This window comes from Streptomyces sp. NPDC060366 (assembly GCF_042725135.1).
GTDB lineage: Bacteria > Actinomycetota > Actinomycetes > Streptomycetales > Streptomycetaceae > Streptomyces.
Map to the genome: position 1 here is coordinate 155,042 of NZ_JBHXDC010000008.1, position 23,069 is coordinate 178,110.

Sequence of the window (23,069 nt, forward strand, 5' to 3'; positions counted from 1 at the left end):
AAGGTTGTCCTTCGGGGACGGTCCGGGGCAATCGATTATTCGACTCTCGGCCACGTGGGAGTGAACGCGGCGAGGCCCGGCCGGCGCGTTCGCGCCGGCCGGGCCCGCTTGTCCCAAGGCCGTTCGGACGGCCCCGTGGGCCGTTGCCCGGCGGCTGCTCGGTCTACTTCTCCGACGGCTTCTCGGAGTCCATGCCGGGCCGGGACTTCTTCCACTCGCCGCGGGTGAAGTCCGGAATCCGCTGCGGCTCGCCGTTCGCCTTGATGGACGCGTGGCTGAGCGGTACGGGCGCGGTCCAGGTCGCCGCGTCGTACACGTCGAAGTCGGGGACGAGGCCGAGCCGGACGCACTGCATCAGCCGGAAGACCATGATGTAGTCCATCCCGCCGTGCCCGCCCGGCGGATTCGCGTGCTCCTTCCACAGCCAGTGGTCCCACTCGGCGTACGCGCCGAAGTCGCCCCACTCGTCGTTCGCGTGGTCCGGCTCGATGTAGATGCGCTCGGGATAGTCCTCGAAGATGCCTCTGGTACCGCCGAGGCTGTTGATACGGCTGTAGGGATGCGGCGTCGAGACGTCGTGCTCCAGCCTTACGACCCGGCCCTTGGCCGTCTGGACCAGACTGATCGTCCGGTCGCTGCTGACGTACGTCTCCTTCCAACTGGCGTCGCCCGGCGGCATGTTCTCCTCGCGGTACTGGGCGAGGCCGAGCGCGGGCGTACCGATGCTGGTGATGCTGACGGCGCGGTCACCGCGGTTGATGTCGAGGTAGTTGGCGACGGGGCCGAAGCCGTGGTTCGGATAGAGGTCGCCGCGGAGCCGGGTGTGCCACAGCCGGCGCCAGGGGCCTTCGTAGTAGTCCGGGTCGAACATCAGACCGCGCAGGTCGTGGTTGTACGCGCCGGCGCCGTGCAGCAGATCGCCGAACAGGCCCGCGTGCGCCATCCGCAGGACGCGCATCTCGTTCTTGCCGTACGCGCAGTTCTCCAGCTGCATGCAGTGGCGCCGGGTGCGCTCGGAGAGGTCGACCAGCTTCCACAGCTCGTCGAGGCGCATCGCGATCGGACACTCCACGCCGACGTGCTTGCCGGCCAGCATCGCCGCCTTGGCCATCTCGAAGTGGAAGTCCCACGGAGTGGCCACGTAGACGAAGTCGACGTCTCCGCGCGCGCAGAGCTGCTCGTAGTCGTGCTCGTCCTTCGTGTAGACGGCGGGCGCCGGCTGCCCGGCCTTGACGACCTTGGCCGCGGCCGCCCCGGCCTTGTCCCGCACCGTGTCGCAGAGGGCGACCACCTGGACGCCGGGCACCGCGAGGAACAGATCGATCATGCTGCCTCCGCGGTTGCCGAGGCCGATGATGCCGACGCGTACGGTGGAGCGTCCTTCGAAGGGCACGCCGGCCATGGTGCGGCCCTGGCGCTCGGGAACGGCGGACTCGGCGCTTTCGGGGGCGGCTTGCGCGGCGGCGGCCGATGCGGCCGCGGCGGGCTGTGCGGCCGCGGCCGTGCCGCTGCCCAGGGCGGTGAGCCCGAGACCGGCGCCGGCGGCGCCCGCCGTCGTCCGGAGAGCCGAACGGCGGCTCACCGAGCCGCCGTTGTCGTTGTCCTGCTCCCTGCCGGGGTTCTGCGGTGCTGCGTCGTTCATGAAGCCTCCATAGGAGCTGACGTGCGCGGCGGAATTGAACCTCGGCAAGGACCTTGGTAGTTGGGGCTGGTGGTGCGCAAGGGTCCCGTTTGGACTCTTCGATCGGACCCTTGGACTCTTCGAAACGCGCCGGGCGGCGCCCGTCAGCAGCGCCGCTCCGGCACGCCGTCGACCGGCCCGCCCACGAGCGCCGACAGCAGCACCCCGAGCACGTCGCGCTGGTCCGCCGTCAGCGGGGCCAGGATGTCCTCGGCGGCCGACCTGCGCGCGTCGCGCAGCGCCCGCAGCACACCCCGGCCGGTCTCCGTGAGCTCGATCCGGATCACCCGGCGATTGGTCGGGTCCGGGGCGCGGCGGACACAGCCGCTCGTCTCCAGACCGTCGACCAGGCTCGTCACGGCGCGCGGCACCACTTCCAGGCGCTCGGCGAGATCCGCCATCCGCGGCGGACTGTCGTAGAAGGCGACCGTGCGCAGCAGGCGCGACTGCGCGGGGGTGATGCCGATCGGCTCCAGATAGCGCTTCTGGACGCGGTGGAGCCGGCGGGTCAACCTCAGGAGCTGCTCGGCCAGCAGGCCGTCGGCGTCGGGGGTGGTCATGGGGGAATAATAACAGGACCTAGTGCATTGTGAAGCTAGGTAACAGTGAGCTATGCTCCTCAAGGTCTTTTTTCCACTCCCGAATCCGTCGAAGGAGCCCATGAAGTCCGAACTGTCGACCTGGAAGCCCTCGGCCCGGCCCCTGGATCCGTCGGTGCCCGAGCCACCCGCGCAGCTGCGCCGTATCTTCCGGCTCTTCCGTCCCTACCGAGGCAGGCTCGCCGTCGTCGGCCTGCTCGTCGGTGCCTCGTCCCTCGTGGCCGTCGCCTCGCCCTTCATGCTGCGCGAGATCCTCGACACCGCGATCCCCCAGGGCCGCACCGGGCTGCTCAGCCTGCTCGCCCTCGGCATGATCCTCACCGCCGTCCTCAGCAGTGTCTTCGGCGTCATCCAGACCCTCATCTCCACGACGGTCGGCCAGCGCGTGATGCACGACCTGCGGACGGCGGTCTACGCGCAGTTGCAGCGCATGCCGCTCGCCTTCTTCACCCGCACCCGCACCGGTGAGGTCCAGTCCCGGATCGCCAACGACATCGGCGGTATGCAGGCGACGGTCACCTCCACCGCCACATCACTGGTCTCCAACCTCACCGCCGTCATCGCCACCGTGGTCGCGATGCTCGCGCTGGACTGGCGGCTGACCGTCGTCTCGCTGCTCCTGCTGCCGGTGTTCGTGTGGATCAGCCGCCGCGTCGGCCGTGAGCGCAAGAGAATCACCCTGCAACGGCAGAAGCAGATGGCCACGATGGCCGCCACGGTCACGGAGTCGCTGTCGGTGAGCGGCATCCTCCTCGGCCGCACGATGGGGCGCGCCGACTCGCTCACCAAGTCCTTCGCCGAGGAGTCCGAGCGGCTCGTCGACCTGGAGGTGCGGTCGAACATGGCGGGGCGGTGGCGGATGTCCGTCATCGGCATCGTCATGGCCGCCATGCCCGCCGTCATCTACTGGGCGGCGGGTTTCGTCCTCCAGTCCGGCGGCACGGTCGTCTCCATCGGCACGCTCGTCGCCTTCGTCTCCCTTCAGCAAGGGCTGTTCCGCCCCGCCGTGAGCCTGCTCGCCACCGGCGTGCAGATGCAGACGTCGCTCGCGCTCTTCCAGCGCATCTTCGAATACCTCGACCTGCCCGTCGACATCACCGAGCCCGAGAAGCCGGTCGCGCTCGACACGGTCCGCGGTGAAGTCCGCTTCGACGGCGTCGACTTCAGCTATGACGAGAAGGACGGGAACACCCTCCACGGCATCGACCTGACCGTCCCGGCGGGCGGCAGCCTCGCCGTCGTCGGCCCCACGGGCTCGGGCAAGTCGACCCTCAGCTATCTCGTGCCGCGTCTGTACGACGTGACGGGAGGCGGGGTCCTGCTCGACGGGGTCGACGTACGCGACCTGACCTTCGAGACCCTCGCCCGCGCGGTCGGCGTCGTGTCGCAGGAGACGTATCTCTTCCACGCCTCGGTCGCCGACAACCTCCGCTTCGCGAAGCCGGACGCGACCGACGAGGAGATCGAGACGGCGGCCAGGGCGGCGCAGATCCACGACCACATCGCCTCCCTGCCCGACGGGTACGACACACTCGTCGGCGAACGCGGGTACCGCTTCTCCGGCGGTGAGAAGCAGCGCCTCGCGATCGCCCGCACCATCCTGCGCGACCCACCCGTCCTCGTACTCGACGAGGCGACCAGCGCGCTCGACACCCGTACCGAACACGCGGTCCAGCAGGCCATCGACGCCCTCTCCGAGGGCCGTACGACCATCACGATCGCCCACCGGCTCTCGACGGTGCGGGACGCCGACCAGATCGTCGTTCTGGACGCCGGGCGAATCGCCGAGCGCGGCACGCACCAGGAGCTGATCGACCGCGACGGGCGGTACGCGGCGCTCGTCCGCCGGGACGGTGCGCTGTCGACGGCGCCGACCCCGGAGACGGACGCGCGCGTGAGTGCCTGACGCACCGCCTGACGTGCCGACCCCGGCGCACGGCAGCGCCGCCGCTCCCTGGGACGGGAAGCGACGGCGCCGGTTGTGGGGTTCCCGTTGCGATCACACGTTCCAGCGAACACCCGCTCCCACGTTCGTGTGTTCGTGTCGCGGCCGGGGCTCGCACATCGCTCCGTGTGAGGTGCCGGAATGGGTGCTTTGTTCGGGTTAGCGTGCCCGTATGAGGAACGAGCCCCCGCGCACGCCGTCCGAGCGCAAGCCCCGGCTGACCCGCCGGGGCCGACTGGTCCTGATCGCGAGCGCCGCGGTGGTCGTCGCGACGGCCGTGCTCGTGACACTGCTGCTGACCGACGAGCCACCCGCCGGGGAGAAGAAGAAGGTGTCGCTGCTCGTCCCCGAAGGACGGCGGGCCGCCCAGGTGTACGCCTCCGTCGACAAGGTCCTCGACGTAGCGCCCGGCACCACCGCGAAGGCCGCGACCGCGGCCCGGCTCGAACTCCCCGACGCCGCCGGGCGCAACCCCGAGGGATATCTCTTCCCGGCCACCTATCCGGTCGAGGCCGGCGCGACCCCGGCCGGTCTGCTCGGCTACATGGTCGACACGGCGCGCGAGCGCTTCGGCGCCGACCGCGTCACCGCCGGCGCCCGGCGCAACGGGGTGACGGTCTATCAGACCGTGACGATCGCCAGCATCGTGCAGGCCGAGGCCGACACGCCCGCCGACATGGGCCGGGTGGCGCGCGTCGTACACAACCGGCTGGCCAAGGACATGCCGCTCCAGATGGACTCGACCCTCAACTACGCGCTGAACCGCAGCACGTTGGACACCACGCAGTCCGAAACGAAGACCACGAGCCCGTACAACACCTACGAGTTCAGGGGGCTGCCGCCCACGCCGATCGGCAATCCGGGGGAGGAGGCGACGAACGCGGCCATCAACCCGACGCGGGGCGACTGGCTGTACTTCGTGACCGTCGCGCCGGGGGACACCCGCTTCACCGCCGATTACGCGGAACACCAGCGCAACGTGGCGGAGTTCAACTCGAACAGAAGCGCCGCGACAAACTGAGCAGCAGCCCCGTGACGGACCGAGTACCCCCAGCGGTCATGGGACGAGAACGGGTTCGCGCGCCAGCAGCGCCCGGATCTCGCGCACCGCCGCCCGGCCAGCCCGGTTGGCGCCGATGGTGGAGGCCGAAGGCCCGTACCCGACCAGATGGACGCGCTCGTCCCGTACCGCGCGCGTGTCCTCGACTCGGATCCCGCCTCCGGCCTCGCGCAGCCGCAGCGGCGCCAGATGGTCGATCGCCGGACGGAAACCGGTGGCCCAGAGGATCACATCCGCCTCGACGCGCCGCCCGTCGTCCCAGGCCACACCGGACGGGGTGATCCGGTCGAACATCGGCAGCCGGTCCAGCACACCCCGCTCGCGCGCCCGTGTGATCGCCTCGTTCACCGGCAGCCCGGTCACCGACACCACGCTCCGCGGCGGCAGCCCCGCCCGTACCCGCTCGTCCACCAGCGCGACGGCCGCCCGCCCCTGCTCCTCGCCGAACGGCCCCTCCCGGAAGACCGGTGGCCTGCGCGTGACCCACGTCGTCTCCGCGGCCACGTCCGCGATCTCCATCAGATGCTGGGTCCCGGAGGCCCCGCCCCCGACGACGACCACCCGCAGCCCGGCGAACGCGCCGGGCCCGGGATAGCCCGCCGTGTGCAGCTGGCGGCCCCGAAAGGTCTCCTGTCCCCGATAGCGCGGCCAGAAAGGCCGGTCCCAGGTGCCCGTGGCACTGATCAGCGCCCGCGCCGACCAGACACCGTCCGACGTCTCGACGCGCAGCCGCCCGCCGTCGCCCTCACGGACCGCGGACACATCCACGGGCCGGCGGACCCGCAGGCCGAACCTCTCCTCGTACGCGGTGAAATAGCCCCCGATGACCTCGGACGACGGCCGCGACCCGTCGGCGCCGGTCAGCTCCATGCCCGGCAGCGCGTGCATCCCGTGGATCTTCTCGTACGTGAGCGAGGGCCACCGGAACTGCCAGGCGCCGCCCGGCCGCGGGGAGTGGTCGAGGGTGACGAAGTCCCGGTCGGCCACCAGCCCGGAGCGCCGCAGATGGTAGGCGCTCGACAGACCGGCCTGTCCGGCGCCGATGACCACGACGTCCACGTCCCGTACCCCGCCGGTCGCCGCCACCCCGACCGTCTCTGCCACCCCGAAGTCGTTCACGTTTCTACCAACAGCCGGAGGCTCGCGGATCATCCCGCACGCGAACAGGCTTCCGGCGCGGCAGGATGGGACCCATGCCCGACGCCTTCACCACCAGGATCGTGAACATCCCCACCGGCACCGACGAGGCGGTGACCGACCTGACCCACCTGTGCGAACAGTTCCTCCGCGAGACCGCGTCCGGCCGCGACGGCCTCCTCCATGTCTTCGTCCCGCATGCCACGGCCGGGGTGGCCGTCATCGAGACCGGCGCGGGCAGCGACGACGACCTGCTCGCCGCGCTGCACACCCTCCTCCCGGCCGACGACCGCTGGCAGCACCGCCACGGCTCCCCGGGCCACGGCCGCGACCACGTCCTCCCGGCCCTGGTCCCGCCCCACGCGACCCTCCCGGTGATCGCCGGCCGCCTGGAACTGGGCACCTGGCAGTCCGTCTGCCTGGTCGACACGAACGTCGACAACCCGGAGCGCAAGGTCCGGCTCAGCTTCCTCGGCTGACCCGGCCCGTAGTCTGTGCCCGTGCCAGCCCCCCGCCCGCATCGCGCCGCCGTCCTCGTGCTGGAAGGCGCGAAACCGCTCGATGTGGGCATCCCCGCGCAGGTGTTCACGACCCGCGAGAGCATGCCGTACGAGGTACGGGTGTGCGGTGCGGAGCCCGGTCTGGTCGCCGGTGGTGACGGCCTGTCGTACCACGTCGCCCACGGGCTCGACGCACTCGCGTGGGCCGACATCGTCTTCATCCCCGGCTACCGGTTCCCGGACCGTGACGACCCGCCGCCCGAGGTCGTCGACGCGCTGATCGCCGCCCACGGGCGGGGCGCGCGGCTCGCCGCCATCTCGACGGGCGCCTTCGCGCTCGCCGCCACGGGCCTGCTCGACGGCAGGCGCGCCACGACTCACTGGCACTACACGCGAGCACTCGCGGCCAAGCATCCGCTCGTCCGGGTCGACGAGAACGTGCTGTTCGTCGACGAGGGCAGCGTGCTGACGTCGGCCGGCGCCGCCTCGGGCATCGATCTGTGCCTGCACATCCTGCGCGGCGAGCTCGGGGTGGCCGCGTCCAACCACGCCGCCCGGCGCCTGGTCGCGGCCCCCTACCGCAGCGGCGGCCAGGCGCAGTACGTGCCGCGCCGGGTGCCCGATCCGCTCGGCGAGCGGTTCGCCGCCACCCGCGAGTGGGCGCTGCACCGGCTCGACGAGCCACTCACTCTCAAGTCGCTCGCCCGGCACGCGGCGGTCTCACCGCGCACGTTCTCGCGGCGCTTCGTCGAGGACACCGGGTACACACCGATGCAGTGGGTCATGCGCGCCCGCGTCGACATGGCCCGGGAGCTGCTGGAGCGTTCGGAGCGCAGCATCGAGCAGATCGCCACTGACGTCGGTCTCGGCACCGGCGCCAACCTGCGGACACACTTCCAGGGCACGCTCGGCACCACACCCAGCGCGTACCGGCGGACCTTCGCCCAGGGCGAGTAGCGGGCGCCCGTTCCGCCGTTTGGCACGATCCTTTCGAACCATGGCGTTCGCGCCGCCGCCACACGCGTACGCAGCGCGCGAACCTGGTGGGGAACCGAAGGGACACCACTCATGACTCGCATCGCCATCAACGGATTCGGCCGCATCGGACGCAACGCGCTGCGCGTACTGCTCGAACGCGACAGTGACCTCGAAATCGTCGCCGTCAACGACCTCACGGAGCCGGCCGACCTCGCCCGTCTGCTCGCCTTCGACACGACGGCCGGCCGGCTCGGCCGCCCGGTCACCGCCGAGAACGACGCCCTCGTCGTGGACGGGCGCCGCATCGCCGTGCTCGCGGAGCGCGACCCCGCACGGCTCCCATGGGCCGAACTCGGCGTCGACATCGTGCTGGAGTCGACCGGCCGCTTCACATCGGCCGACGCCGCCCGCGCCCACCTCGAAGCGGGCGCCAAGAAGGTCCTCGTCAGCGCGCCGTCGGCCGGAGCCGATGCCACGGTCGCGTACGGGGTCAACACCGACGCGTACGACCCGGCCACGCACACGATCATCTCGAACGCCTCGTGCACGACCAACGCGCTCGCGCCACTGGCCGCGGTGCTCGACGACCTCGCCGGTATCGAGCACGGCTTCATGACGACGGTGCACGCCTACACCCAGGAGCAGAACCTCCAGGACGCTCCGCACCGCGACGCCCGCCGCGCCCGCGCCGCCGCGGTCAACATCGTGCCGACCACGACCGGCGCCGCGAAGGCGATCGGCCACGTGCTGCCGAACCTCGACGGAAAGCTGTCGGGCGACTCGATCCGCGTACCGGTGCCGGTGGGCTCGATCGTCGAGCTCAACACGACCGTCGCCCGCGACGTGTCGCGCGACGACGTGCTGGCGGCGTACCGCACCGCGGCGGAGGGGCCGCTCGCCGGCATCCTCGAATACTCCGAGGACGCGCTCGTGTCGTCCGACATCACCGGCAACCCGGCCTCGGCGATCTTCGACTCGGCCCTCACCCGCGTCGACGGCCGCCACATCAAGGTGGTCGCCTGGTACGACAACGAGTGGGGCTTCTCGAACCGCCTGATCGACACGCTGGAACTCCTGGCCCGCTGAGCGACCGCCGGGACGGTGGTCCGCGGGCCTGGTTCCAAGGTCGCCTCCGGGATGGGCCGATCGACCGATGCCCGGCCCGTACGGCTGGGGAGAGCATGAGCCCCGTCGATCGAACCGAGGGGGACCGTTGCGGATGGACCAGGCGGAGCAGGCGGAACAGGTGAGACACGCGGAGCAGGTGGACTGGGTCGACGTGCCGGCCGGGACACTGTGGCGCGGCACCCCCGTCGAAGAGGTGGCCCGGCTGGCGCACCGCTACGCCGACACCGGGGTCCCCGTGGAGTGGTATCTCAAGGAGGCCCCGCGCGCCGAGATCCACGTCCCGGCATTCCGGATCGCCCGCACGCAGGTCACCGTCGGCCAGTGGTCGCTCTTCTCGGCGGCCACCGGCCGGCCGGTCCCGCGGGCACCCGCGAACCACCCGGTCACCGGTATCACCTGGGAGGCGGCGACGGCCTACTGCCGCTGGCTGGGCAATCGCCTCGGCGGTCTCGACGTACGGCTGCCCACGGAGGACGAGTGGGAGCGCGCCGCCCGTGGCGACGACGACCGGGAGTTCCCCTGGGGGGACGGATACCGCACCGGTCTGGCCAATCTGGTGGACCTCGGCGTCGGTACGACGATGCCGGTCGGCTCGTTCCCCGAGGGCGCCGGCCCGTTCGGGGTGCTGGACATGGCGGGCAACGCCGATGAATGGACCTCGACCCTCTACGCGCCCTACCCGGGCGCGCCGGCCGAGGTGCCGGGCGCCGAGGACTGGGCCTTCGACCCGCACATCACCCGCGGCGGCGCGTTCCGCCACGACCGGGATCTGGCCCGGTGCGCCCGTCGGCACGGCGCCTACGAGCGGGACTTGGCGGCGATCGGCGTGGGGTTCCGCCTGGCGGCACCCGCCGGGTGACACGGAGCGGGGCGGAGCCCGGCCGCCGTACGACATCGCGCCGCCGCGCCCGGCCGGGGCATACTCGGACGTCTGCGACGCGCCCGTGTCGTCAGATGCGCGGAGGTGAGCGATGGCGCCGTCGGGGACCGAATCCCGCAGGGTGACGATCCACGATGTCGCCCGGTCCGCCGGGGTGTCCCGGCAGACCGTGTCACGGGCCCTCAACGACAAGGGCGAGATCCACGGCTCCACCAAGCAGCGCGTGCTCGACGCCGCCCTCGCGCTGGGATACCGCCCGAGCCGGTTCGCCAGGGGACTGGTCAGACAGGACACCATCAGCGTCGGGCTGGTCATCCCCGATCTGCTCAACCCGTTCTTCACCGAGGTCGCCGCCGCCGCGCTGGAGGCGGCGCGGGCCCGTGGCTGGCACGTCCTCGTCTACGACACCGCCGACAGCGCCGAGGAGGAGCGCGGCACCCTGGAGGTGATCGCTTCGCAGGTGGACGCCGTCGTCGGGTACTTCAGCCGGCCCGAGGACGAGATCGAGAAGCTGACCCGCGGGGTCCCGGTCGTGCTCATCGACCGTGAGCGGCGCACCGAGCGGTTCAGCTCGATCAGGATCGACGGCGAGGACGGCGTCAGGGCGGCGATCACACATCTGGCCGGGGCCGGTCACCGGCGCATCGGCATGCTCGACCACGCGGGCCGGGCCGAACCGAGCGTCAGGCGCGCCTGGTTCGAGGCCGCGATGACGGCCCGCGGCCTCGGCGAAGGGCCGGTGCGCGGCGCGGACCAGAGCGTCGAGGGCGGCGAGAGCGCCCTGGAGGCGCTCCTCGCCGAACACCCGGACGTGACCGCGGTGTTCACCTTCAACGACATCATCGCCATCGGCGCGCTGCGCGCCGCACGCCGCCTCGGCCGGCGCGTCCCCGGGGACCTGGCCGTCATCGGTTTCGACGGTCTGCGGCTCGGCGCACTCGTCGAACCGCCGCTCTCGACCGTGGCACTGGACACCCGCGCCCTCGGCGCGCTCGCCGTCGAACAGGCCGCCCGCCTGCTGACCGGGGACGACCCGCTCGCTCCCGACGAGCTGGTGGCGCGGGCGGAGTTGCGGCTGCGCGAGTCCGGCTGAGCGCCAGGTACGGCCCGGTGACCGTACCGCGCTCCCGTGAGCCCGCGCCCAGGACCTTTGGCAAGTCACCGACGCAACGCCTCTTGACACACCGGCGTGCTCCGCCAGAGACTTTCCGGCAATTCGTGAACGTTCACGGGAGCGTTCACGGGCCTTGGAAGGGTCCTCAATGACGCTGACTCGACGAAGGCTCCTGGCAGGCGCGACCGCTCTCGGCGCCGCCGCGTTCGGAGCCGGCGGATGCTCAAGTCCGATGACCGCGAACCCTGGTCGTCTCACCTTCTGGTACACGTACAACGGCTTCTCCGAGGGCGTGCTCACAGCGGCCCGGAAGCGCTTCGCGGACGACGAGTTCGTCCCCTCACAGGTCAGCGGCGACCTCACCCAGCGGCTGCTGGCCGCGCTCGCCGGTGGTGCCTATCTGCCCGACATCACCATGATCGGCGACAACATCTCGCGGTACTTCGGCGACAGCGACCGCTTCGTGAACCTGAACGACCACGGAGCACGGGAGGCGGCACAGGGCTATCTGCCCTGGAAGTGGCAGGCGGGCGCCACCCCCGAGGGCTCCCAACTCGGCTTTCCCATCGACATCGGCCCCGCGGCCCTCTACTACCGGCACGACATCTTCGAACGGGCCGGCCTGCCCAGCGAACCGGACGACGTCGCCGCGGCCGTACCCACGTGGGAGAAGTACTTCACCTTCGGTGAACAGATCCGGAAGAAGCTTCCCGGCCGCTATCTGATCACCGACACCAAGATGGTCTTCACGTACTCCATGGCCCAGGAGCGGCGGAAGTACTTCACCCCGGACGACAGTTACCTCGACGACCAGTCCCATGTCCGGCTGGCATGGGACCGCTCCGTGGAGGCGTTCCGGCGCCGGCTCACCGCGGGATACGGCGGATCGCAGACCGCCGGCGGCCAGTCCGTCGACCGGCACGCGGCCTGGAACACGGGCCAGGAGGTCAGCCTCGTCAACGCCTCCTGGATCACCGGCGAGATCAAGCAGTCGGCGCCCGGCACCGCCGGCAAATGGCGGGTCTGCGCCCCGCCCGGCGGACCCGGCAACCAGGGCGGTTCCTTCCTCGCCGTCACCGCGGCCTGCCCCGACCCGCAGGCGGCGTTCGACATCATCAACTGGTTGCAGAGCCCCCGGAACCAGGCCACCAACTACCTCGACATCGGTCTCTTCCCGTCAAGTCCCGCTGCGGCCGCGGACCCGCGGATCACGGCCCCGGACAAGTTCTTCGGCGGCCAGTCGGCCGTCAAGGTCTTCGCCGACATCGCCGACCAGGTGCGGTACGCCTACTTCAGCCCCTGGGACATCACCATCAGCGACACCTACACCGACGAGCTCACGAACGTCGAACTCGGCGGCAAGGATCCGGAGCGCGCCTGGAAGGACGCCCGGAACCGCATCGAACGACTTCTGCGCCGACAGGGTGTGCTCTCATGACCGCGACGTCAGACCCGACGTCAGACCCGACGTCAGACCCGACGTCAGACCCGGGGCCCGACTCGGCGTCGGCCACGACGTCCGACCCGACGTCCGACCCCACGTCCGACCCGGCGTCCGGCCCCGGCGCGCCGGCGATCGACCGGCGGCCGGCGGAGGAGGACGCGGCCCGGCGCCGCAGGCGATGGCGTCATCTGCCGCAGTACGTCGCCGTGTCCCCGTTCTTCATCCTCTTCGCCGTCTTCGGCCTCTACCCGGTCTTCTACTCGCTCTTCCTCTCGCTCCAGCGCTGGGACGGCGTCGGCCCGATGAAATTCGTCGGCCTGGAGAACTTCCGCTATCTGCTCACCGACAGCCAGTTCTGGGACTCGATCGCCAACACCCTGATCATCTGGGTGCTTTCGACGGTGCCGATGACCGTGCTCGCCCTGCTCATCGCCCTCGGCCTGAACTCCTCGGTCCGCTTCAAGGGCGTGCTGCGCGTCGCGTACTTCATGCCCAACGTGACGTCCATCGTGGCCATGTCGCTGGTGTTCGGCTCGATCTTCAGCGGTGAGTTCGGCATCCTCAACTGGTTCCTCGACCTCGTCGGCCTCGACCATGTCCCCTGGCTGACCGACCCGTGGGGGATCCGGTGCGCCATCGCCATCATGATCATCTGGCGGTGGACGGGCTACAACGCCATCATCTTCCTCGCCGGACTCCAGGCCCTGCCCACCGACGTCTACGAGGCGGCCCGCGTCGACGGCGCGGGACCCGTGCAGACGTTCTTCAAGATCACGCTGCCCCTGCTGCGACCGGTTCTGCTGTTCTCCCTGGTGATGTCGGCCATCGGCGGACTCCAGATCTTCACCGAGTCCCAGGTGCTGCTCGGCGACCGCGGCGGCCCCGGCGGAGCGGGCCTCACGATGGTCCTCTACTTCTACGGAACCGCGTTCGCGGACAACGACTTCGGCTACGGAGCCGCCATCGCCTGGGGCATCTTCGTCGTCGTCGTGCTCTTCTCCATCCTCAACTGGCGCCTCGTGCAACGCCCCGAGCGAGGCCGGGTCACTGTCAAGGAGGACGCGCGATGAGCACCCGCGGACGGATCCTGACGTACGCCGCGCTCGTCGTCGGCGCCGCGATCACCCTCTTCCCCTACTACTGGCTCGCCGTGATGGCGTCCAACACCACGCCCGACATCTACTCCACCCCGCCGAAGCTCGTCTTCGGCGACCAGCTGTTCCACAACATCGGCGAGGTCTTCTCCCGGATCGACTTCTTCGGTTCCCTGCTCAACACGCTGATCGTCGCGATCGTGACGACCGTCGCCGTGCTGTTCTTCGACTCACTCGCGGCCTTCGCCTTCGCCAAGTACACCTTCCCCGGCAGCAAGATCCTCTTCGGTGTCCTCCTCGCCACCTTCGTCGTGCCCACCCAACTCGCCGCCATCCCGCAGTTCTCCCTGATGGCCGACCTCGGCTGGGTCGGCAGTCTGAAGGCCCTGATCGTGCCCGCCGCCGCCAACGCCTTCGGCATCTTCTGGATGCGCCAGTACGCGGCCGGCGCCCTGCCGGACGAACTGCTGGACGCCGCCCGGATCGACGGCTGCGGCTTCTTCCGTACGTACCTGTTCGTCGGACTGCCGGTGCTGCGCCCGGCGCTCGCGTTCCTCGGCATCTTCACATTCGTCAATGTGTGGAACGACTTCCTGTGGCCGCTTGTCGTCCTCATCGACTCCCGCCACATCACGCTGCAACTCGCGCTGGCACAGCTCAACGGCCTCTACGTCACGGACTACAGCGTCGTCATGGCGGGCACGCTGGTGGCGATCGTGCCGCTGATCATCATTTTCCTCTTCGGCGCCCGGCACTTCATCCGCAACATCGCCGCCGGCGCCCTCAAGGGCTGAAGGGAATCCATTGCCTTCCTCGTACGTCGAAGACCCCGCCCCCGGCCACGGCTCGGCGGCGCCCCGTGCCGCCTTCCGCTCCGACGCCCCCGCGCTCAGCCTCAACGGCGAGTGGCGGTTCCTGCTCTCGCCGACGATCGGGACGGCGCCGGAGGGGATCGAAAGGGACGACTTCGACGACCGGCACTGGGACGGCATCCCCGTCCCCGGCCACTGGCAGCTGAACGGCCACGGCAGTCCCGCCTACACCAACGTCCGCTACCCCTTCCCGGTCGACCCGCCCCACGTGCCGTCCGACAACCCGACAGGTGACCACCGGCTGGTCTTCGACCTGCCCGACGACTGGGCCGACCAGCCGGCCGTCCTGCGCTTCGACGGCATCGACTCCTGCGGCCGCGTCTGGCTCAACGGCACCGAACTGGGCGTGACCAAGGGCAGCAGACTCCCCGCGGAGTTCGACGTGGGCCCGCTGCTGCGCCCGCGCGGCAATCTGCTCGCCGTACGCGTGCACCAGTGGTCCGCGGGCAGCTACCTGGAGGACCAGGACATGTGGTGGCTGTCCGGTATCTTCCGCGACGTCACCCTGCTGGCGCGCCCGGCGGGCGGAGTGCGCGACTACACGATCGACGCCGGCTACGACCATCTCACCGCACGGGGCACGCTCCGCCTCGACGCCGACAGCGGCGTACGCCTCAGCGTCCCCGAACTAGCAATCCACGACCTGCCCGCCGGGCAGACGGCCGAGGTGGCGGACGTGGAGCCGTGGAGCGCCGAGGAACCCCGGCTGTACGAGGGCGAGGTCCACACCGACACCGAACGCGTCCCCGTCCGTATCGGCTTCCGCACCGTCACCGTCGAGGACGGCCAACTCAAGGTGAACGGCCGCCGGATCGTCTTCCGCGGCGTCAACCGCCATGAATTCCACCCGGAGTCGGGACGCGTGGTGCCCCGCGAGTTCGCCGTCGCCGACATCGAACTCATGAAACGGCACAACGTCAACGCCGTCCGCACCAGCCACTACCCGCCCGACCCCGCGTTCCTGGACCTGTGCGACACATACGGGCTTTGGGTCATCGACGAGAACGACCTGGAGACGCACGGCTTCTCCGAACTGGGCTGGCAGGGCAACCCCAGCGACGACCCCCGGTGGGCCGACGCCTATGTGGACCGGATGCGCCGCATGGTCGAGCGGGACAAGAACCACCCCTCGGTCGTCCTGTGGTCACTCGGCAACGAGGCCGGCACCGGCCGCAATCTGGCCGCCGCCGCCGAGTGGGCCCACCGGCGCGACCCCACCCGCCCACTGCACTACGAGGGCGACAGCGACTGCTCCTACACCGACGTGTACAGCCGGATGTACGCGGACCACGACGAGGTGGACCGCATCGGACAGGGGATCGCAGGGCCCGAGCGGGTACGTGAACTGCCCTTCATCCTCTGCGAGTTCGGCCACGCGATGGGCAACGGACCGGGCGGCCTGCTGGAGTACCGCGACCTGTTCGAACGCCACCCCCGCTGCCAGGGCGGCTTCGTGTGGGAATGGCTCGACCACGGCCTGGCCCGGCACGACGCGGAAGGACGCGCCCACTTCGCGTACGGCGGAGACTTCGGCGAGCCCCTGCACGACGGCAACTTCGTGATCGACGGAGTCGTCCACCCCGACCGCACGCCGTCGCCCGCCCTGACCGAGTTCGCGAAGGTCTTCGAACCGGTGCGGATCACGGCGGTCGACGGCGCGCTACGCGTCACCAGCCACTACGACATCGCGTCGACCGCGCATCTCGACTTCTCCTGGACGCTGGAGGAGGAGGGCATCGAGATCGCGCACGGCACCCTCACCGTGCCGCCACTCGCCGCCGGCGCCACCACCGATCTGCCCCTGCCCGAGCTGCCCGCCACGGGTGCGGAAAGCTGGCTCACCGTACGGGCCGCACTCGCCGCCGACACCTCATGGGCGCCGGCCGGGCATGTCGTCGCCCGGGGCCAGAGTCCCGTCGCTCCGAAGCCGGACCCCGCCGCTTCCACCGCACCCGCCGCCCTGTTCGGCGCTGTGGACCTGGACGTGACGGACACCGAACTGCGCCTGGGACCGGGCGTGTTCGACCGGGCGACCGGCCAACTGACCTCGCTCGGCGCTCTGGTGGTCGAAGGGCCCCGGCTCGACCTCTGGCGTGCCCCCACCGACAACGACCGCGGCTCCGAGGACCCCGACGAAGTACGGTGGCGGGCCGCCGGCCTGCACCGGGCGCAACACCGGCTCGTGGGCGTCGAACTCCTCGGCGACGCCCTCGTCGTACGCACACGGGTCGCGCCGGCCGGTCACGGCTTCGGGATGCGGGCCGACTACCACTGGAGCGCCGACCCGCAGCGCCTGCGACTGCGACTGGACGTCGAACCCGAGGGCACCTGGCCGTGCACACTGCCCAGGCTCGGGCTGCGCATGACCCTGCCCGGCGCCCTCGGCGGCGCCGAGTGGTTCGGGCGCGGACCGGGGGAGGCGTACGCCGATAGCCGGCAGGCCGCCCGGATCGGCCGCTTCACCAGCACCGTCGACGCCCTCCAGACGCCGTACGTCTTCCCCCAGGAGAACGGCAACCGCATCGACCTGAGGTGGCTGCGGCTGACATCCCCCGACGGGGCGGGCCTTCGTGTCGACGGCGAAACCGCCTTCGCCTTCACCGCGCGCCGCTGGACCTCGGAACAGCTCGACGCCGCGACCCACACCACCGACCTGGAGCCCGGCGAGACGATCGTGCTCAACCTCGATCTCGCCCAGAACGGTCTCGGTTCGGCGTCCTGCGGGCCGGGTGTCCTGCCGCGGTACCGCCTGCACCCGGACAGGGCCTCCCTCACGCTCACCTTCGCCCCGTTGGACCCGGACCCGGACCCGGACTCCGACTTGAACCTGGACGCAGATGAGACACCGGCGCCATGACCGCCCCAGAGGTACAGCTCGTCCCGCACACCCACTGGGACCGCGAATGGTACGAGCCCTTCCAGCGCTTCCGGCTGCGTCTCGTCGACCTGCTCGACGAAGTCCTCGACCGGGCCGAGGCGGACGCACGCTTCCGCTTCACCCTCGACGGACAGATGGCGGCCGTGGACGACTACCTGGAGGTCCGCCCGGAGAACCGCGACCGCGTCGTCCGGCTGGTCCGGCGCGGCCAACTCGCCGTCGGTCCCTGGCAGATCCTCCTCGACGAGTTCCTGTGCAGCGGCGAGAACATCATCCGCAACCTGGAACTCGGCCACCGCCGCGCCACCGAACTGGGCAGCCCCATGCCCGTCGGCTACCTCCCCGACATGTTCGGCCACTGCGCGCAGATGCCGCAGATCCTCCACGCCGCCGGTCTCGACCACGCCTGCGTATGGCGCGGCGTCCCCGCGGGCATACCCGGCCACGCCTTCCGCTGGCAGGCCCCCGACGGCAGCTCGGTGCGCACCGAGTACCTCGCCGGCGGCTACGGCAACGCCGCGTACGTCTTCTCCGACCCCGGACACTTCGCCGAGCGCATGGCCGAACTCGGTAGGCGGCTGAAGCCCTCCTTCGGCGCCGACCCGGTTCTCGCGATGTACGGCACGGACCACTCGGCCCCGGTCGGCTCACTGGTCAAACTGGTCGCCGACCTGGATCCGGCGCAGGCCGACGTACGGATCACCACGCTCGCCGACTACATCGGCGGGCGCGACCCGCACGACCCGTCACTGCCCGTCGTGGAAGGCGAACTGCGCAGCCACGCCGCCGCCAACATCCTGCCCGGTGTCCTCTCGGCGCGCCCCCACCTGAAGCGGGCGCTGGCCCACTCGGAGCGGCTTGTCGAACGCTACGCCGAGCCCTTCGCCGCGCTCTGGTCGGCGGAGTGGCCCGAGAAGTTCCTCGACATGGCGTGGTGGCGACTGATCGACGCCTCGGGCCACGACTCGGTCACCGGCTGCGGCGTGGACGAGACGGCCACCCAGGTGTTCGCCCGTATCAGCGAGGCCGGACACCTCGGCCAGGCCGTACGCGACCGGGTCGCCGGCGGTCTCGCACGCCAGGTGTCCCGTGACGCCGTGCTCGTACTCAACCCCACCCCGGCCGCCCGCACGGACCTGATCACCGTCGACCTCGAAGTCCCCGACGAGTGGGAGGACATCGCGGTCGAACTGCCCGACGGCGGCAGGCTGCCCGCCCAGACCGAAGGGCGTGCCGAACAACTCCTGCTCTCCGAGGCGATGCGCGGTGAGGACCTGCCCGCGTTCCTGCCACGCGTCCACGGGCGCGAACTGTTCGGCAGCGAGATCACCCACTGGCACTGCGACGCACAGCGGCGCGTACTGGAATTCGGCGTGGCCCGGCACGGCGGCGAGACACCGTTCGACGTGGAGGCCGTCCGCGCCGCCGTCACCGGCGCGAGCGGTGACTGGACGGTCCGCATCGTCCGGGCCGCGCACCGCACGGTCACCTGCCTGGCACGCGTACCGGCCCTGGGCCGGACGTCGCTGCGGGCGGTACGGGGCGGGCAGCCGGTCCAGCGGCCCGTGCGGGCCGAGGGCCGGACCCTGTCCAACGGCCTGCTCTCCGTCACGGCGCTGGACGACGGCACGCTCCGGGTCACGGCCGCGGACGGGACCGTACTCGACGGCGTCGGCCGTATCGTCGACGGAGGCGATCGCGGTGACAGCTACAACTACGCCCCGCCAGGCACCGACACGCTCGTCGAGACCCCCCGATCAGTGCGCGTCGGCACGGCGGTCGGCGGCCCGCTGCGCGCCTCGCTCACGGTGGAGCGCGTGTACGACTGGCCCGAGGCGGTGGACCGGACGGCCGATCGGCGTACGCCCGCGACCCGGCCAGGTGGTGTCCGCATGGACGTCGAACTGCGGGTGGGGGAGCCGTTCGTCCGCATCGAGATGACCCTGGACAACGCCTCGCTCGACCACCGGGTGCGCTGCCACGTGCCGCTCGCCCGGCCCGCCGAAACCTCACACGCCGAAGGGCAGTTCGCCGTGGTCGAACGGGGCCGCACGGCGGAGGGCGGCTTCAGCGAACGCCCGGTCGGGACGTTTCCCGCGCACGGCTTCGTCGACGCGGGCGGCGCGGGCCTGCTGCTGACCCAGGCGTGCGAATACGAACTGCTCGACCGGGAAGTCGCGTTGACCGTCCTGCGGGGAACCGGCTGGCTGAGCCGTAACGTCCACCCGTACCGCGCGGAGCCGGCCGGCCCGCAACTTCCCATCCCCGCGGCCCAGATGACCGGGACGACTTGCGTCTCGTTCGCGGTGCGGCCGCACGCGGGTGACTGGCACGCGGCCGGGCTCATGGAGGCGGCCGAACTCTACCGCCACCCGCTCCACGCCACACCCGGCACCGGACCACGCGAGGCCCCGCCCACCTCCGACCGAGGTCTGTCCGTCGAGGGCGCGGTCATGACCAGCCTCCGCCGCCGCGACGGCGACCTCGAACTGCGACTGGTCGCCGCGTCACCCGAGCCGACGACGGCGGTCGTACGTGGCCCGTTCCTCGGCGCACGGCGAGTCACCGTCCTGGGCGACGACGACAGCCGTCAAGGGGAGCCGCTCGCCGTCGCCGCCGGCACGGTCCGGATTCCCCTGCGGGCCTGGGAGATCGCCACGGTGCGCCTGTCCGGCTGAAGCCGTGCGCCGGGGCGCATCACTGAACCCCCGGTCACCTACTCCGGCGCCGCCGTGTCAGCCGGCGGCGTCGGGTGAGGTTCGGGGTGCGCCGCCGGTGGCCCAGGACGCGAGGAAGCGCAGCCCCTCGTACGTGGGCGTGCCGGGTTCGGCGGTCCAGATGACGAGTTGCTGGTCGGGGTCGGTGGTGGCGGTGAGGGTGTCCCAGTCGAGGGTGAGTTCCCCGGCGAGGGGGTGGTGGAGGGACTTGGTGCCCACGCTCAGCGTGGCGACGTCGTGGGCGGCCCACCACTGGCGGAATTGCTCGTCGTGCACGGACAGCTCACCGACGAGGGCGGAGAGCCTCGGGTCGTCCGGATACTTGGCGGCTTCCATTCGGAGCTGGGCGACACACGTACGGGCGACCGTCGGCCAGTCCGAATACAACGTGCGCATTTCCGGGTCCGTGAAGACCAGCCGGACATAATTGCGCTGCTTTTCCGGTATTTGTGCGAAATCGGTGATCATCGCGGCCGCGAGCGCGTTCCAGGCGAGAATGTCCATGCGCCGGCCCATCACGATCGCCGGGGTGGCCGTCAGATCGTCGAGGAGCCGCCGCAACTGGGGCTGGACCTTCTGCCGTACCCGCCGGGGGGATCGTGCCGACGGCTTTCCCGCCAGGCTGAAGAGGTACGCACGCTCGTCGTCCTGAAGGTGGAGCGCGCGGGTCAGCGCGGAGAGTACCGGCGTGGAAGCCCGTATGCGGCCCTGTTCCAGCCGCGTGTAGTAGTCGGTGCTGATGGCGGCGAGCTGGGCGACCTCCTCGCGGCGCAGGCCGGGCACCCGGCGGGGGCCACCGCTCTCGGGCAGTCCGACGGTGCGGGGGCTGAGTTCCGCCCTGCGGGCCTTCAGGAACTCTCCCAGCTCGTTCAGACGCGCGCTGCTGCTCATGTCCTCCACTGTCTCACCCGATGCCCGGCGGCTGGGAGGGAGAGATTTATCCCTGGATGTTTCCGTCGGGGGAGGAAACTCTCCTCTCCGCAGGCAGGCGATCGCGTGTGAGTCTGGGGCGGAAGCATTTCCGCCGCTCCGGCTCTCCTTTCCGTTCCGAACGGTGAGAATGCGCGAATTCGCTCGCGACGCGGAAAGGAACAAGGATCTCGGATGGAATTCGTCACCCCCCGTACGACCGCCAAGGCCCCGGACGACTGGTTCACCGGGGACGTGACGGTGACCTGCCCGCCCGGTGAGGAGCACTGGCACGGCGCGACGCCGGAGCGGTTCATGGAGCACCTGGCGATGTGGGAGGCGCCGGGCGACGACCGGCCGCAGACCACCTGGCTGGAGAAGGTCCCCGACGCCTTGTACAACGCCACCCGCGTCCGCGGTGGCCACTGATCATCATCAATATGAAGGAGAAACGTCCCCATGAGGGCAACGTTCCTGTACGAAGCCGGTGACGTGCGTGTCCAGGACACGCAGGACCCGGTGATCGAACGGCCCACCGACGCGATCGTGCGGATCGTGCGCTCGTGTGTGTGCGGCAGCGACCTGCACCCGTACGGCACCATGGCCGCCTCCGACGGCCCCGTACCCATGGGGCACGAGTTCCTCGGCGTCGTCGAGGAACTCGGTACGGAGGTGTCCGGACTGAGCCGCGGCGACATGGTCGTCGCACCGTTCGCCTACGCGGACAACACATGCGCGTACTGCCGTGAGGGTTTCCAGACGTCCTGCCCCGACGGCGGGTTCTTCGCCGCGGGCGTCGGCGGCGCGCAGGCGGAGGCGGTTCGCGTCCCGCAGGCCCAGGGCACCCTGGTCAGGCTCCCCGTGGGCGAGGACTCCGCGCTGCTGCCGTCGCTGCTGACACTGGCCGACGTGTACGGCACCGGTCACCACGCGGCGAAGCAGGCGCGGGTCGGCGAGCGGACCACGGTGACGGTGATAGGCGACGGCGCGGTGGGCCTGATGGCGGTGCTGTCGGCCAGGCAACTCGGCGCCGAGCGCATCATTCTGATGGGCCGTCACCGCAGCCGCACCGACCTCGGCCGGTACTTCGGCGCGACCGACGTCGTCGCCGAGCGCGGTCAGGAGGGCATCGAGAAGGTCCGCGAACTGACCGGCGGCCAGGGCACCCACGCGGTGCTGGAGGCGGTGGGCCACATGCCCGCCTACGAGATGGCGGTCGGCGCCGTACGGCCCGGCGGTGTGATCAGCCGGGTCGGTGTGCCGCAGTACGAGGCCGCCCCGGTCGGCTTCACCAGCCTGTTCGGGCCGAACGTCACCCTGACCGGCGGCCCGGCCCCGGTGCGCGCCTACATCGACGAACTGCTGCCCGCCGTCCTCGACGGCACGGTCGACCCCGGCCGCGTCTTCGACCGCACCGTCTCCCTGGACGAAGCCCCGGACGGCTACCGCGCCATGGCCGACCGGACCGCGCTGAAGGTCCTCATCCGGCCCTGAGCCTTCTTGACCCGCGGGAACGCCGGTACGCCGGTACCCGTGCGCCGTGGCTGTCAGTGGCATGCGCTTGAATCGCCCCCATGGACGACTCGGCGCGCATGTGGATCACCACGGTTCCCGCACTCGACGCGGACGAACCCGTGGTGCTCCTCGGCCACGACCACACCTCCGAGAGTCCCGGCGAGCGCGTGATCTCCCTGCTGCTCGACCGGGGCCACGAGGGCGAGGAGGGGGTGTTCTACCTTCTGCCGTTCGACCTGTCGGCCCGCTACGAGCGGACGGGCGAGCGCCTCGCGGTCGTCGTCACGACGTCCGGGCAGGTACTCGCTCACGAACTGGCCAACCACCCCGACCTCGTGCGCGCGCACCTGCCCGACCTCCCGGGTGACCCCGCGGACGACCACCGGGTCACCCTCCTGCGCCGCGAGATCTTGACCGATTTCGTCCCGGCCGAACACGACGGGGAGAAACAGCCGGTGCTCCTCGTCGACCACGACGGCTCGGCGTCGGTCACGGAGTTGCTCACCCGATTCGACGAGGGCGAGGTCGGCCTCGCGGTCCTCCACGCCGACTGACCACAATCCGCCGGTCCGGCTTCCTGCGCCGGGGGACGCCGGGGAGCACCGGGAAGCCGCCCTC

General features: G+C 70.8%; 19 protein-coding genes. 15 read left to right on the top strand and 4 right to left on the bottom strand.

What is annotated here, in order from left to right; all coding sequences use genetic code 11:
- Positions 1-163 precede the first annotated feature (163 nt).
- Positions 164-1,642 (bottom strand): Gfo/Idh/MocA family protein, encoded by a 1,479-nt coding sequence (locus ACFWHU_RS21105; protein ID WP_387226287.1) that lies wholly within the window; start codon positions 1,640-1,642, stop codon positions 164-166.
- Positions 1,643-1,785: 143 nt separating this feature from the next.
- The gene (locus ACFWHU_RS21110) at positions 1,786-2,241 is read right to left on the bottom strand and encodes a MarR family winged helix-turn-helix transcriptional regulator (RefSeq protein WP_147875833.1); all 456 of its coding nucleotides are present in this window, start codon (positions 2,239-2,241) and stop codon (positions 1,786-1,788) included.
- Positions 2,242-2,341: 100 nt separating this feature from the next.
- Between ACFWHU_RS21110 and ACFWHU_RS21115 the strand changes: the two genes are divergently transcribed.
- Entirely contained in the window at positions 2,342-4,186 is a 1,845-nt protein-coding gene (locus tag ACFWHU_RS21115) for a NovA family novobiocin export ABC transporter (protein ID WP_385792486.1), read from the top strand.
- A gap of 211 nt (positions 4,187-4,397) precedes the next feature.
- Complete coding sequence (gene mltG, locus ACFWHU_RS21120; RefSeq protein ID WP_387226290.1) at positions 4,398-5,246, top strand: endolytic transglycosylase MltG; 849 nt, start codon at positions 4,398-4,400, stop codon at positions 5,244-5,246.
- 36 nt (positions 5,247-5,282) lie between these two features.
- On the opposite strand, the gene ACFWHU_RS21125 is transcribed toward mltG, so the two are convergent.
- A complete protein-coding gene (locus ACFWHU_RS21125; protein WP_387226544.1) occupies positions 5,283-6,344 on the bottom strand; it encodes an NAD(P)-binding domain-containing protein in 1,062 nt (353 codons plus the stop codon).
- A gap of 134 nt (positions 6,345-6,478) precedes the next feature.
- On the opposite strand from ACFWHU_RS21125, the gene ACFWHU_RS21130 reads away from it, so the two are divergent.
- The 10 genes from ACFWHU_RS21130 to ACFWHU_RS21175 all read left to right on the top strand — a co-directional run bounded on the left by ACFWHU_RS21130 (position 6,479) and on the right by ACFWHU_RS21175 (position 19,988).
- Positions 6,479-6,901: a YjbQ family protein gene (locus ACFWHU_RS21130; protein ID WP_385792484.1), complete on the top strand. Its 423-nt coding sequence runs from the start codon at positions 6,479-6,481 to the stop codon at positions 6,899-6,901.
- A 21-nt stretch (positions 6,902-6,922) separates the two neighbouring features.
- Positions 6,923-7,879 (top strand): GlxA family transcriptional regulator, encoded by a 957-nt coding sequence (locus ACFWHU_RS21135; RefSeq protein ID WP_385792483.1) that lies wholly within the window; start codon positions 6,923-6,925, stop codon positions 7,877-7,879.
- Between the two features lie 111 nt (positions 7,880-7,990).
- Complete coding sequence (gene gap, locus ACFWHU_RS21140) at positions 7,991-8,986, top strand: type I glyceraldehyde-3-phosphate dehydrogenase (RefSeq protein ID WP_385792482.1); 996 nt, start codon at positions 7,991-7,993, stop codon at positions 8,984-8,986.
- Positions 8,987-9,119: 133 nt separating this feature from the next.
- Positions 9,120-9,887, top strand: a complete 768-nt coding sequence (locus ACFWHU_RS21145) for a formylglycine-generating enzyme family protein (RefSeq protein ID WP_385792481.1) — start codon at positions 9,120-9,122, stop codon at positions 9,885-9,887.
- A 112-nt stretch (positions 9,888-9,999) separates the two neighbouring features.
- Positions 10,000-11,001 carry a LacI family DNA-binding transcriptional regulator gene (locus ACFWHU_RS21150; protein ID WP_385792480.1) on the top strand — a complete coding sequence of 334 codons (1,002 nt, stop codon included), beginning with the start codon at positions 10,000-10,002 and terminating at the stop codon, positions 10,999-11,001.
- A 253-nt stretch (positions 11,002-11,254) separates the two neighbouring features.
- A complete protein-coding gene (locus tag ACFWHU_RS21155; RefSeq protein ID WP_387226294.1) occupies positions 11,255-12,460 on the top strand; it encodes an extracellular solute-binding protein in 1,206 nt (401 codons plus the stop codon).
- A complete protein-coding gene (locus ACFWHU_RS21160) occupies positions 12,457-13,536 on the top strand; it encodes an ABC transporter permease subunit (protein ID WP_385792478.1) in 1,080 nt (359 codons plus the stop codon). Before ACFWHU_RS21155 ends, ACFWHU_RS21160 begins: the two co-directional genes overlap by 4 nt.
- Entirely contained in the window at positions 13,533-14,354 is an 822-nt protein-coding gene (locus ACFWHU_RS21165; protein WP_387226296.1) for a carbohydrate ABC transporter permease, read from the top strand. Before ACFWHU_RS21160 ends, ACFWHU_RS21165 begins: the two co-directional genes overlap by 4 nt.
- 10 nt (positions 14,355-14,364) lie before the next feature.
- On the top strand, positions 14,365-17,289 hold the full coding sequence (locus ACFWHU_RS21170) for a glycoside hydrolase family 2 TIM barrel-domain containing protein (RefSeq protein ID WP_387226298.1): 2,925 nt from the start codon (positions 14,365-14,367) through the stop codon (positions 17,287-17,289).
- Complete coding sequence (locus ACFWHU_RS21175; RefSeq protein ID WP_387226301.1) at positions 17,286-19,988, top strand: alpha-mannosidase; 2,703 nt, start codon at positions 17,286-17,288, stop codon at positions 19,986-19,988. The genes ACFWHU_RS21170 and ACFWHU_RS21175 overlap by 4 nt, the downstream gene beginning before the upstream one ends.
- Before the next feature lie 57 nt (positions 19,989-20,045).
- Here the strand turns inward: ACFWHU_RS21175 and ACFWHU_RS21180 are convergent, their stop codons facing one another.
- Positions 20,046-20,918, bottom strand: coding sequence for a helix-turn-helix transcriptional regulator (locus ACFWHU_RS21180; RefSeq protein ID WP_385792474.1), 873 nt, complete (start codon positions 20,916-20,918; stop codon positions 20,046-20,048).
- A gap of 213 nt (positions 20,919-21,131) precedes the next feature.
- Here ACFWHU_RS21180 and ACFWHU_RS21185 point away from each other — a divergent pair, with 213 nt between their 5' ends.
- The 3 genes from ACFWHU_RS21185 (at position 21,132) to ACFWHU_RS21195 (ending at position 23,005) form a co-directional block, all read left to right on the top strand.
- Positions 21,132-21,365, top strand: coding sequence for a hypothetical protein (locus ACFWHU_RS21185; RefSeq protein WP_387226303.1), 234 nt, complete (start codon positions 21,132-21,134; stop codon positions 21,363-21,365).
- A gap of 30 nt (positions 21,366-21,395) precedes the next feature.
- On the top strand, positions 21,396-22,430 hold the full coding sequence (locus ACFWHU_RS21190; protein ID WP_387226306.1) for an alcohol dehydrogenase catalytic domain-containing protein: 1,035 nt from the start codon (positions 21,396-21,398) through the stop codon (positions 22,428-22,430).
- 80 nt (positions 22,431-22,510) lie between these two features.
- A complete protein-coding gene (locus ACFWHU_RS21195; RefSeq protein ID WP_387226308.1) occupies positions 22,511-23,005 on the top strand; it encodes a hypothetical protein in 495 nt (164 codons plus the stop codon).
- Positions 23,006-23,069 lie beyond the last annotated feature (64 nt).

Excerpts from the sequence above, each read along its gene's own strand:
- ACFWHU_RS21105 (WP_387226287.1), bottom strand. The coding sequence starts at position 1,642 with ATGAACGACGCAGCACCGCAGAACCCCGGCAGGGAGCAGGACAACGAC.
- ACFWHU_RS21110 (WP_147875833.1), bottom strand. The coding sequence starts at position 2,241 with ATGACCACCCCCGACGCCGACGGCCTGCTGGCCGAGCAGCTCCTGAGG.
- ACFWHU_RS21115 (WP_385792486.1), top strand. The coding sequence starts at position 2,342 with ATGAAGTCCGAACTGTCGACCTGGAAGCCCTCGGCCCGGCCCCTGGAT.
- mltG (WP_387226290.1), top strand. The coding sequence starts at position 4,398 with ATGAGGAACGAGCCCCCGCGCACGCCGTCCGAGCGCAAGCCCCGGCTG.
- ACFWHU_RS21130 (WP_385792484.1), top strand. The coding sequence starts at position 6,479 with ATGCCCGACGCCTTCACCACCAGGATCGTGAACATCCCCACCGGCACC.
- gap (WP_385792482.1), top strand. The coding sequence starts at position 7,991 with ATGACTCGCATCGCCATCAACGGATTCGGCCGCATCGGACGCAACGCG.
- ACFWHU_RS21145 (WP_385792481.1), top strand. The coding sequence starts at position 9,120 with ATGGACCAGGCGGAGCAGGCGGAACAGGTGAGACACGCGGAGCAGGTG.
- ACFWHU_RS21150 (WP_385792480.1), top strand. The coding sequence starts at position 10,000 with ATGGCGCCGTCGGGGACCGAATCCCGCAGGGTGACGATCCACGATGTC.
- ACFWHU_RS21155 (WP_387226294.1), top strand. The coding sequence starts at position 11,255 with ATGACCGCGAACCCTGGTCGTCTCACCTTCTGGTACACGTACAACGGC.
- ACFWHU_RS21160 (WP_385792478.1), top strand. The coding sequence starts at position 12,457 with ATGACCGCGACGTCAGACCCGACGTCAGACCCGACGTCAGACCCGACG.
- ACFWHU_RS21165 (WP_387226296.1), top strand. The coding sequence starts at position 13,533 with ATGAGCACCCGCGGACGGATCCTGACGTACGCCGCGCTCGTCGTCGGC.
- ACFWHU_RS21175 (WP_387226301.1), top strand. The coding sequence starts at position 17,286 with ATGACCGCCCCAGAGGTACAGCTCGTCCCGCACACCCACTGGGACCGC.
- ACFWHU_RS21180 (WP_385792474.1), bottom strand. The coding sequence starts at position 20,918 with ATGAGCAGCAGCGCGCGTCTGAACGAGCTGGGAGAGTTCCTGAAGGCC.
- ACFWHU_RS21185 (WP_387226303.1), top strand. The coding sequence starts at position 21,132 with ATGGAATTCGTCACCCCCCGTACGACCGCCAAGGCCCCGGACGACTGG.
- ACFWHU_RS21190 (WP_387226306.1), top strand. The coding sequence starts at position 21,396 with ATGAGGGCAACGTTCCTGTACGAAGCCGGTGACGTGCGTGTCCAGGAC.
- ACFWHU_RS21195 (WP_387226308.1), top strand. The coding sequence starts at position 22,511 with ATGGACGACTCGGCGCGCATGTGGATCACCACGGTTCCCGCACTCGAC.